11 protein-coding genes and 1 pseudogene are annotated in these 11,023 nt (G+C 50.5%); 3 read left to right on the forward strand and 9 right to left on the reverse strand.

Going from position 1 to position 11,023, the window contains the following annotated elements; translation table 11 throughout:
• Positions 1-47: 47 nt before the first annotated feature.
• From IPZ49_RS22285 to budA, 5 genes are all read right to left on the reverse strand, one after another.
• Positions 48-746: a GNAT family N-acetyltransferase gene (locus IPZ49_RS22285; protein WP_063146604.1), complete on the reverse strand. Its 699-nt coding sequence runs from the start codon at positions 744-746 to the stop codon at positions 48-50.
• Between the two features lie 107 nt (positions 747-853).
• Complete coding sequence (locus IPZ49_RS22290; RefSeq protein ID WP_022647360.1) at positions 854-1,327, reverse strand: cold-shock protein; 474 nt, start codon at positions 1,325-1,327, stop codon at positions 854-856.
• A gap of 130 nt (positions 1,328-1,457) precedes the next feature.
• Complete coding sequence (locus tag IPZ49_RS22295; RefSeq protein WP_063146548.1) at positions 1,458-2,228, reverse strand: (S)-acetoin forming diacetyl reductase; 771 nt, start codon at positions 2,226-2,228, stop codon at positions 1,458-1,460.
• A 20-nt stretch (positions 2,229-2,248) separates the two neighbouring features.
• Positions 2,249-3,928: an acetolactate synthase AlsS gene (gene alsS, locus IPZ49_RS22300; protein ID WP_063146549.1), complete on the reverse strand. Its 1,680-nt coding sequence runs from the start codon at positions 3,926-3,928 to the stop codon at positions 2,249-2,251.
• A gap of 13 nt (positions 3,929-3,941) precedes the next feature.
• Positions 3,942-4,721, reverse strand: a complete 780-nt coding sequence (gene budA / locus IPZ49_RS22305) for an acetolactate decarboxylase (RefSeq protein WP_088581799.1) — start codon at positions 4,719-4,721, stop codon at positions 3,942-3,944.
• A 105-nt stretch (positions 4,722-4,826) separates the two neighbouring features.
• On the opposite strand from budA, the gene IPZ49_RS22310 reads away from it, so the two are divergent.
• Positions 4,827-5,723 carry a LysR family transcriptional regulator gene (locus IPZ49_RS22310; protein WP_038415606.1) on the forward strand — a complete coding sequence of 299 codons (897 nt, stop codon included), beginning with the start codon at positions 4,827-4,829 and terminating at the stop codon, positions 5,721-5,723.
• A 226-nt stretch (positions 5,724-5,949) separates the two neighbouring features.
• Here the strand turns inward: IPZ49_RS22310 and cspA are convergent, their stop codons facing one another.
• A complete protein-coding gene (cspA, locus tag IPZ49_RS22315; RefSeq protein ID WP_022647355.1) occupies positions 5,950-6,162 on the reverse strand; it encodes an RNA chaperone/antiterminator CspA in 213 nt (70 codons plus the stop codon).
• A gap of 701 nt (positions 6,163-6,863) precedes the next feature.
• Here cspA and IPZ49_RS22320 point away from each other — a divergent pair.
• Both IPZ49_RS22320 and IPZ49_RS22325 read left to right on the forward strand, forming a co-directional pair.
• Complete coding sequence (locus IPZ49_RS22320) at positions 6,864-7,319, forward strand: hypothetical protein (RefSeq protein WP_063932855.1); 456 nt, start codon at positions 6,864-6,866, stop codon at positions 7,317-7,319.
• A gap of 225 nt (positions 7,320-7,544) precedes the next feature.
• Positions 7,545-8,522, forward strand: coding sequence for an HNH endonuclease (locus tag IPZ49_RS22325; RefSeq protein WP_063146551.1), 978 nt, complete (start codon positions 7,545-7,547; stop codon positions 8,520-8,522).
• Positions 8,523-8,656: 134 nt separating this feature from the next.
• On the opposite strand, the gene IPZ49_RS22330 is transcribed toward IPZ49_RS22325, so the two are convergent.
• The 3 genes and pseudogenes from IPZ49_RS22330 to IPZ49_RS23285 all read right to left on the reverse strand — a co-directional run.
• Positions 8,657-9,706, reverse strand: a complete 1,050-nt coding sequence (locus tag IPZ49_RS22330) for an HNH endonuclease (protein ID WP_063932856.1) — start codon at positions 9,704-9,706, stop codon at positions 8,657-8,659.
• A 196-nt stretch (positions 9,707-9,902) separates the two neighbouring features.
• Positions 9,903-10,748 carry a hypothetical protein gene (locus tag IPZ49_RS22335; protein ID WP_193762877.1) on the reverse strand — a complete coding sequence of 282 codons (846 nt, stop codon included), beginning with the start codon at positions 10,746-10,748 and terminating at the stop codon, positions 9,903-9,905.
• Between the two features lie 7 nt (positions 10,749-10,755).
• Positions 10,756-11,023: pseudogene (locus IPZ49_RS23285) on the reverse strand (hypothetical protein); the annotation flags it as partial.

Raw genomic sequence — 11,023 nt, forward strand, 5'->3', positions numbered from 1 at the left:
ACTGGGGATCCCTCAGCCCTTTGGGAGAGGGTTAGGGTGAGGGAAAATTATTTTCGAAATTCCTCTAACCGCCTGACCTGCCGCCCTTCCGCGTCAAAATTCTCCGCCGCCAGCCAGGCGCGCAACTCCGCGTCCCTTTCCGGCCACTCGCCGTCAATAATAGAGAGCATATCGCTGTCGCGGTTGCGTCCTTTGCGCACCAGCTTCTGGCGCAGGCGCCCTTCCCAGACAAACCCCAGCCGCTCCGCCGCGTTGCGTGAGGCGGTGTTCATCGAATCGCACTTCCACTCCAGCCGACGATATTTATGCTCAAAGGCATTTTTCAGCAGTAGCCACACCGCTTCGGTGCCAATGCGGGTGCCTTTCATCTTGCGCGACCAGGTGATGTGGCCAATTTCCACCGATCCCAGAAAGCGTTCAATCGCCATATAGCTCACCAGCCCTACCGCCTTTTCGGTGCGCAGATCGATAACGGCAAAGGGCACCAGGTCGTCATCCAGCACCTTTCCAAGCACCCAGTGCGCAGTAGCCTCAACGCTCACAGGCTGGGTGCTGGCAAGCCACGTCCAGTCGCTGTCATCGCCCAGTGCGTAAGCTTCAAACAGATCCGCCGCGTGGCGTTCTGCGTCCAACGGTTCCAGACGACAATACTGGCCGGTTAGCGGCGTGCGAGTTAGCGCTCGAGCACATTTCCAGTCGGGGACGATATCGTTAACGGTTTGACCATGTTGATTGATTTCGGGCACGGCGGTGACTCCCTGCAAGGTAAGGAGTTTGTTATAGCAGGTTAAAAAGCGGTCGAAAAGGAAGAACGTGCAGGCCGGGTAACGCGTAGCCGCCACCCGGCATAAAATTACTTCAGCAGCTTAACCGTCGCGTCGATGTCGATTTCATCTTCGGTGAAGATCATCGTCGTGTTCTGGAAGGTGGTGATCGCCAGCTTCTTCACCGTGCGCATCTCGCCCGGCTTTTTCTCACTTTTCGGCTTGATGCTGTTCATCAGTAGCCCCACCGACAGCACCGCGTTCTCTTTGTCGATTTTGGTCTCAACGGGCTCTTCTTCGCTGAACACCACGAAGGATTTGATCGAGGTGAGCTTCACGCGCTCGCCCGCGATATAAAGATGCTTGCTCTCCGGGATCACCTTCACCGCATACGCGGAAAGGCCTTTGGTGTTGGTGGTGGGTTCGAAGGTCACCGCCGCATCTTTCTTAATCAGATCAGGGTTGGCGACCTTAATCACGTGAAAATAGCGGTTGTCGCCGTTTTCATCTTTGATAAATCCGAAGCCTTTATCTTTAAACCACGTTGTGATTGTACCGTTCATCGCTGTTACCGCCTGTCAGATCTTAAGACTAAAGTTTTGCAGCGCGCAGTGTAATGCACAATGGCTGAGGAGACAAAAAAAAGCCCCTGCACGGGAGCAGGGGAAAGTTCATGTCAGAGCTTATTAGAATTTAGTTGAACACCATCCCACCATCAATCAGCAGCGACTGACCGGTCATGTAGTCGGAGTCTGGTCCGGCGAGGTAAGAGACGCAGGCGGCCACATCTTCCGGTTCGGACAAACGGCCAAGCGTGATGCGTTTGGCAAAGGTTTCCGTTCCGTAGCCGAGCGGTTTACCCGCCGCCTCGGAGACCTGACGGTCGATTTCCGCCCACATCGGCGTTTTGACGATGCCCGGGCAATAGGCGTTAACGGTGATCCCCAGCGGCGCGAGATCCCGCGCGGCGGTCTGGGTTAAGCCACGCACCGCGAACTTGCTGGAGCTGTACACCGCCAGTTCCGGGTTGCCGGTATGGCCCGCCTGGGAGCAGGCGTTGATGATTTTACCGCCGTGCCCCTCTTTGCGGAACGCGTCAATCGCGGCCTGAATGCCCCAGATCACCCCTTTCACGTTGATGTTGTAAACCTTGTCGACAATTTCCGGCGTGATGGATTCGATAGGGGTAGACGGCGCCACCCCGGCGTTATTGACAATGACGTTGAAGCCGCCCAGCGCAGTGCGGGCTTTTTCCACCGCCGCAAACACCTGGTCGCGGTCAGAGACGTCCACCTTCACGGCGACGGCTTTCCCGCCGTTGCGGGTGATCTCATCCGCGACCGCTTTCGCCGTCTCTCCGTTGTAATCCGCGATAGCGACGGCAAAGCCGTCCTTCACCAGGCGAAGCGCGATCGCTTTGCCAATCCCCTGGCCGGAGCCGGTTACGAGAGCCACTTTTTGCATTTCTCTGTCCTTATATTGATTCACAAAATCTGGCTGAGATGGAGCTGGCCCATCAGCAGCGGGTTATCGCTGTAGTCGACGGGAATGGCCACCACGGCCGGGCCATCGACATCCATTGCGGCACGCAGCGTCGGTTCGAGCGCATCGGCACTCTCGACGGCAAAGCCTTTCGCACCGAAGGCGTCGGCATAGGCTTTGAAATCGACCGGGCCAAACTCGACGCCGGAGAGACGCTGGTATTTTTTCTCTTCCTGGATCGCCACCATGTTGTAGGCGTTATCCACCCAGATGATGTGCAGCACGTTGGCATTGAGGCGCACGGCGGTTTCCAGCTCCATGCTCGACTGCAAAAATCCGCCGTCCCCGGAGACCGACACCACCTTGCGCCCCGGGTTGACCAGCCACGCGCCAATCGCCCACGGCAGCGCCACGCCCATGGTCTGCTGACCGTTGGAGATCATCACCTGACGCGCGCGGAAGCTGTAGAGGTAGCGGGCGATCCAGATGTGGAAGCTGCCCATATCGACGGTGAGCGTTACGTCGTTATTCACGATGTCCTGCATGGCGCGCACGATGCGCAGCGGATGCAGGGCAAACTGGTTTAGCGATGCGCCGCGACGGTCGAGGAGGTCACGCTGATGCTGGCGATCGACAAGAATTTCCGAGGCGCGCTGGCTGAGTTCAAGTTTGTGCTCGATTCGGCTGGCAAGCAGATTCAGCGTGGCGGCAATATCCCCGACCAGTTCCAGATCGGGAACATACTTGCGCTCCTCATAGGCGGGCAGCACGTCAATGTGCACCAGCGTCGCGTCGCCGCTGTTCCACATGGACGGCTCGTATTCCACCGGGCTGTAGCCGATGCAGATAATCAGATCCGCCAGATGCAGCAACCGATCTCCGGCCTGGTTGTTGAACAGGCCGACGCGCCCGGCGAAGCGGGTGAAGTGTTCCTGATTCACCGCCCCGGCGGCCTGATAAGTGCTGGTGACCGGAATGCGGCTTTTCTCCAGCAGCGTGCGCAGCGCGGCGCTGTTCGCGGGCTGGCTGGCCATCAGGCCGAGTAAAATGACCGGGTTTTTGGCGTTCTCGATAAGCTTCGCCACCTCGTTAATGGCGGACTCCGGTGCCGGGCCCATCAGCGCCGGGCCGCTGGCGGGTAAAATCGCCCCCGTGGTGGGCTGGTCGACAATATCCTGCGGCAGGCTGACAAACGCCCCGCCCGGCCTGCCCTGCTCGGCAGCGCGAAACGCGTTCGATACCACCTCAGCAATCGCGTCAGGCGAATTGACTTCGACGGCGTATTTGGTCACCGGGCTGAACATGGCGACAGTGTCCATGCTCTGGTGCACCAGCTTGGCTTTATCCGCCCGCTTCACCGCCCCGCCCAGCGCGACGACCGGGTCGCCTTCGCTGTTGGCGGTGGCGATGCCGGTGATCAGATTGGAGCAGCCCGGCCCGGAGGTGACCAGCGCGACTCCGGCCTTGCCGGTTAACCGCCCTACCGCTGCCGCCATAAACGCCGCGTTCGCCTCGTGACGCACCGGGATGATCTCGATGGAGGAGTCCAGCAGGGAGTCAAAGACCTTGTCGATTTTTGCGCCCGGGATCCCGAACACCTGCTTCACACCCTGCGCTTCCAGCTGGCCGACAACCATATCGGCGCCGTGCGCCCACTGACGTGACTGTTTCTCACTGTTCACGGTAGTTCTCCTGTTAGTTTTCGACGGCGCGGATAGCCGCATCAAGGTTGCTGGGGTGCAGGTTGGCCTGTAAAAACGCGCTGTCGGCGGGCAGGTCAATCATCAGCTTGTGGATTTCGCCGAAGGTGAGCACGCCGCTCTCCAGCTGATAGTCGAGCAGATGTCCCCCGCCCTGACGGTCGTCGGTGATAAAGTGCTCGTGATAGCCCGCCACGTTGATGCCCTGCATATGCTGCGGGGTGCGGAACCCGACCAGAACGCCCTCGCGCTGGTTAAAGCGGAACACCGGCTGGTCGTCCAGCACGTCGGTCATCGCCCGGTACGGCGGCGTCTGGCGCGGAACGGTGCGGGTATGCGCATGGCGGAAGTTGCCATCGATGCGCAACGCGCAGAACAGGTTATCGGAGGGGATCTGCTGGTCGATCACGTCGTGGATCTGCTGACGGCTGACCGGACCGTTAAAGGTTTTGCGGTACTGCGGCTGGAACCAGGTCATCACCGCGAACGGCGTTTTTTGCTCCGGCTTAGCGGCGCGGGCGCTGCCGTCGGCGCGCAGCTGGTACACCTGGCTGCTGAAGGCAATCATTTCACCGTCCAGCTCGTTAAAGGTGCCGAGACCAAAATCACCGTGTGCCAGCAGGTCGGCGATCGTCGTCTCCCCTTCGTAGACGCCGCTTAGCAGGGCGCTCATTAGCGATGTCTGATAGATCACGCTGTCAGGATGCTGAGCCGAGAACCCACGCAGGGTCTCGCATAAACTCGCCTCACAGTCGCATGCAGATGAATGCATCATCATGCCCGTCCTCTTCAACTTTATTTATAAAGGTTAAATAAATGTTGACCCGATTCAGCAGAGAGTTCCAATATAGAATCCATGCTGGTTTGAGACGTTTTTGATATGGAACTTCGTTATCTGCGCTATTTTGTCGCGGTTGCACGCGAGCGACACTTCACCAGGGCGGCCAAAGCGCTGGGTATTTCACAGCCTCCACTGAGCCAGCAGATTAAACGGCTTGAGGAGGAAGTGGGCACACCGCTGTTCAGGCGCCTGACGCGGGGCGTGGAGCTGACCGAGGCGGGAGAAGCCTTCTATGAGGACGCCTGTAAGATCCTGGCGCTGAGCGACGCCGCGCTGGAGAAAGCCCGAGGCATCGCGCGCGGCCTGAACGGCAGCCTGTCGATTGGCATCACCAGCTCCGACGCCTTTCATCCCAAAATTTTCGCGCTGATTCGTCAGTTTCAGGTGCAGAACATGGCGGTGCAGGTTCATCAGGTGGAAGCCAATATGTCTTCGCTGACGACAATGCTGGCGGAGGGTGAACTGGATATCGCCTTTGTGCGCCTGCCGTGCGAGAGCAGCAAGGTGTTTGAGTTGAAAATCCTCGACCGGGAGCCGATGGTGGTGGCGCTGCATCGCGACCATCCGCTGGCTGCGTGCGATTCGCTGGCGTTAGAGCAGCTTCGGGAGACACCGGTGGTGCTGTTCCCCCAGGAGGTCGCGCCGGGGCTGTATGACCGCGTTTACGGCAGCTGCGAGCGGGCCGGAGTCGATATGCAACACACGCTGCAATCTTCACAACTTTCCTCTTCTCTGAGCATGGTCTCCGCTGGCGGCGGGTTCGCGCTGGTGCCGAAATCGATGGCCGCTATTTCTCCGCCGAATGTCACCTACCACGCGCTGAGCTCACCGGAGCTTTATACCGATATCGCGCTCTGCTGGCGGCGCTTTGAACGCTCACGGACGGTGAAACGGTTTCTGGCGATGATGAGCGAGGGGGAACGGGAGCAGGGATGAACCTTTTCAGAAACTGCGGACTGTATTGATGCTCAATTTATTGCGAAGCAGTTTTTGAGGCTGAATTTGAAGGGAGTATGGGCAGGCTGCCATATAAAACTCAGTACCATTACCCTTAAAAAATAAAAAACCCGCGCAGGTGCGGGTTAATTTTTATCAGTACAGCTTAACTGCTCGGACTATTGTCTTCATCGCTATCGTACGCCGCACTGATATTTAGCGCGGGTTACAGTGGAGAAACGTTTCCAGCTGCTGGACCTTTTGCGCCATTCTCAATGGTAAAGGAAACTTTCTGACCTTCATCAAGCGTTTTGAAGTTGTCGCTCTGAATTGCAGAGAAATGTACGAATACATCTTTGCTGCCGTCGTCAGGGGTGATAAAGCCGAAACCTTTATCTGCGTTGAACCATTTTACTAAACCAGTCATTTTATTAGACATAGATAAATCCTTAATTTATGAGCCACATAAGCGCGGCGATGATGGCCTGTATTTCGAGAGTTACTTATTTGGCACTTAGGAGGAGGCTCACGAAGAAGGAGTATCTACTGATAACACCTGAACTGAGAACTGCTTTACTAAAACTGCTTTCATAAGGTCTGTATTCCAAACCGATGACGCTATTAAGACACAGCGAAATTTATTGCGCAATGATTATTATTATTTATTTTAACCATTTAAACGCCCGGATGGCTGGTCGCGGTGCCAGACATCGTTCTGGCTTGAGGTCTACCATGTACTACAAAATGTCTACGCTTTCACTGTGCCGGGAGTTTGGGGTGTTTTGTTCACAGGCGGGAAAATCCTCCCGCGCGACGCAGACATCATTAGAAGGGATGCTCAAAATGAAAAGGTCTGCGTAAGACGTAATCGCGGTGCAAACTGTGCCCGGCGGCGCTGCGCTTGCGCGGGCCTACGGGTCGTATCGCGGTGGTTTTGGAGGCCGGGTCGGGCGTAGCCGCCACGCGGCAATGCCCTTCTGAAAGCCGCCTCGCAAACCTGCAAGCAACCTTATGTAATTCAGGGGTATCCCTTTTCATCCTTTCTTCGCGGTTTAAAGTGCCTGCGTTGCGGCACATCCGCAGCCGGGCGTAGGAACCCGTTAGCATAACATGACATTTTTTGGACAACGAGGATGCTAAATGGCGACTACCCCTGGATTTTCATACGTACACGCTGAAGAAAGCGCTCTTCATCACCTTCTTCATCTGCAACTTCCCTATTCTGCGGATCTCTTTGAACTGGCTGACACCTGTGCGGCATACGTGAGCGTACTGGTGGACACGGACGATGCGGTGAAATTTGCCACGCTCTGTAAGCAACTGCTGGCAGCGCTGAAGCGGCTGCGGGAATGCTGCGATGCCGAACTGCCTTCGTATCTGGTTGAACAGCTGATCGCAGGGGAAAAGATCGCCTCCTGTGTGCCGGACTGCTGGCAGGATACGGCGTTGCAGGTGGACTATGCCGTAGCGTTAACGCTGGCGGTGATGGGCGGGACGTTGCCTGTGAGCGTGGCGAAAGAACTCACCGGGCTACTGCATGATATGGTCTGGCTGCTGGCGGAGTTTGTGAAAGAGCTTTACATAACGGCGCACTGAGGCGGGTGATGGGAGGCCGGAATACTGCTGGGTGAGAAGCGGGATTTCGGCCTTATGCAAAGGACAACGTTGTTTGATAAATGTCCATTAGGAGCGAGGAGCAGACATTAGAAGCTATCATCTATAGTTGAAGTGCTACAGAAGATCATAAACTGTACACCTTGTTTTCAACACTCCATAATTGCTTTATGATTCAATTGTAATTTTTATGATGGAATCAAACGGATGAATCAGAAAGCATGGTCTTTTAAAGCAATAGGTAATGATGATCTCCGGTACTTTGGGAATAATGGTTATCACGATGACTCAACTAGTTTTTACCAATATGACAACTTTGTCCCAAATCATAAGCAAGTCAAAAAAGGTGATATTGTCATAGTAACTGATAGGAATAACGTTCTGGGAATATCAGTTATAGATAATTTAACATGTACCTCGTATCTAAAATCTCGTAACCGATGCCCATATGAGAATTGCACACCAGCAAAGTTGACCCTTCGAAAATCAAAAAATCCAAAGTGGCGATGCAGCAATGATCATGAATTTGAGCAGCCTAAAGTAGAAAACGTGCCGGCACTCAAATTTAAAGCTGAGTATAAGCAAAACTTTATACCCATTACTTCTATCTCCCTGATGGATTTAATATCTCATACCCCGCGTTACAACGTTCAAAGTTCAATTCAAGAAATTGATTTTGAATGGGCGAGTAGCCTATTCAATGGCATCATTCAGTTGAAGCCTTCTGAAGCAGACACTGATGATACTCCCTTCGATGTAGATGATCAGCGTAAGGCGGTTCTACGGCAAATTAAGCAAAGGCGCGGGCAAAAAAGTTTCCGTGACAATTTGTTAAATCAAGAAGCAAAATGTGCAGTAAGTGGCTGTGAAATCGTTGATATCCTCGAAGCGGCACATATCACTGCATACAAAAACGATACACATAATCATGTAAGTAATGGACTATTGTTGCGTTGTGATATGCATACTCTTTACGATCTGGACCTATTTGCAATCGAACCGGATTCCTTCGTAATTTACTTCGCCCCACAGATCAAAGATAAAGAGTACGTAAGATATCATGGTAAAAAGCTACATGTAACCTATAAAATTAACCACGGAGCTCTTGTCGAAAGATGGAAAAGGTTTACTAAAAAATTTGATTTGAATGAAGTGAGCTCGCTAAATTTTATCATACATAGTTAAAAAACAATCTCACAAATTTTATATTTAATTAAGCAATTATCATGTTTATAGTCCACTCTTAACCAAGAGTGGACTTGATTTAATTCCATCAATTCCGCAAGGAGCGAGGAAGGTACGTTTCTGGATTAAGTGCATCAACCCTCATTATATTTATCACTCCAATATTGCCGATGATTTTGCAAATGAGTGATTAACGGCCAGTCTTTCTTATCTTTTGGTAATCTTAAGTACCTGCCATCTAACTCTGCATATTCCGTCCCAGTTAGCTGTTCTGATATCCTTATTTTTAGTTCGTCATCAATCCAGAGCAAACCACGATCAAATAAAGTATGAATATCTGTTTTCAATAATAAACCATGCTGGGCGCGGGTATGCCAGGAACCAGCATAAGGTGTTATATGAGCAGCCTCTAGTAACACCTGGATAGAACAACCTGTTACCGCACATCTGCCGTCATAAGCTTCGATTAGTTTTCTTCTAAATGCGGGTTGTCCTTCCCGAACAATAACCTCACGCAGAGCTTTTAAACGGATGTCACCTTCATCCTCCGGGGATTCCGTGAATAATTCGTCCCTCACTTCAAGTACTAAACGATCATATGGCCTTGGGACAGCAATCTGAACTGGCGTTTTCCCATCACCACCAATGTCCCATATACCGTGCAGTTCTTGGATATACAGTTCATACCGTGTATTTCGTAGGTTTCCTGTACGAAACAACACGTCGTATGGATTGCCTTGGTCAGTACGAGCGCTTTTACGGCTACCAAGGTATCGATACCGTGAATTGCTATTAACAGTTAATGCATCCAGTTGAATGCGAATCTCGGTTTCTTTCAGAGTGGCGTTGCTGTTACGGATCCACTTAACAATATTTGCAGCAGAGGCGGAACCGAGTTGTGTCACGGCATACCATACACGTAGGTATTGTGGATAGTGCATTTCTTCAGGGATGATACCCGGCTCACTAGCAACAAATGTTGAGAAATTATGATGGCGCATCCACTCTCCCCATAGGCGAGAATGTGTACTAACACCTATGCGATGTGGTTCACGTTTACCAATTTCGTCATTAAATTCCTGGCGGGAGGGGGCTCGGCCTAGTTTCTCATAAAGTTCATCACAGCACTCCCATACAGCCCGTACCAACGGACCTTGTGGATATCCATCTTTGCGCAGATTCAAAATTATTCTCCGTCAATAAACATATCTTGAAATAAGTGAGATCCAACTCTGACATATAACTCGCAACAATTCATCAGACTTCTGTGAGCAAGAAGATGACTAACCCGCTCCGTGCCTACCTGTCACCTTGATTTAATAAACGAGTCTCAGGAAGTTGCTGTAACACTTTTGCGACATTTTTTAAGAGGGACCTAATTTACAGTCCCATCAACAATCTTGAAATTCTCAATTTGTCGATACCAGTTCCCTTAGATGCGCGATATCTAAGATTCATTTTGACAAACTTTAGCCATTTTCCCTCGTCCTCTAAATCACCATGCAATGATCCGCCAGAGTATCGATTTATTAGGGCTGTTCTAACACTATGCCATTTTGACATATCAATACTAAGCCATAGATCAACAAATTCATGAGGTTTGAAACTTGCCAAAATCGGAATATAACCATATATATTTATCTCTCTGAGGCCATTTCTAGAAATTTGCTCACAAAACTTTCCGGTATCTTCCTTTAAATTTATTTTCAGCTCACCTCTAAAAAGTGGATATTTTTTTCTTAAGGATATTTGTCTATGCTCCATTAATATCTTGTACAATTTCGCTGAGTATTGTCTATAAGAATCATTTATCCAAAATCCATATCCATAAGCTGAATCACGAATTGGATCATATTCTGTGAAGAGATCAGCAGGTAGGAATTTATCATTAGATTGTAATTTTTTAACGTAATCTAAAAAAAATGAATATATTTCATCAAAACTTTTATCAATATGTTGAGCATCTGATAATAAAAACAATACATTAATGGAATGCTGGATTTCACCGTTTTCGACTAACTGCATATTCTCAAAGCGAGCATAAAGTTCTTCTAACGCTTTATCTACCTCTTCCGTTTTGCATGAATCGAAGCTCAAGATAGTAAACCAAGGTCCATAGCTCTCTGGTTTCATAAAATGACGGCTTTTACTTATGCAGTCATGGATTTGCTCTTTAATATATACGCCATTAATAATCGTATTGATTAAAATTTCATTTGAAATCAAAACACTTTCAATATTTAAGAGGGCTTCGTTTTTTATAATTCTCTTTTATTGTATCAAATATGTCTTCTGCATTTTTGTCCTTATTCATGTAATAATAAATAGAGTTTCTTGATTCAATGTCTTTATCTCTTAGTTGGCCTAGCCTAAAGTTTATATCTATTGCGGTAAATAAGATAAATAATTCTGACAGTAATCTTTTATCATTATATAAGAATTCAGGAATACAAGGTAGGAATCTTGCACAATCATTAATTACGTAATCAATACTCTTAATG

This window comes from Enterobacter cloacae complex sp. S2, assembly GCF_015159675.1.
GTDB lineage: Bacteria > Pseudomonadota > Gammaproteobacteria > Enterobacterales > Enterobacteriaceae > Enterobacter > Enterobacter intestinihominis.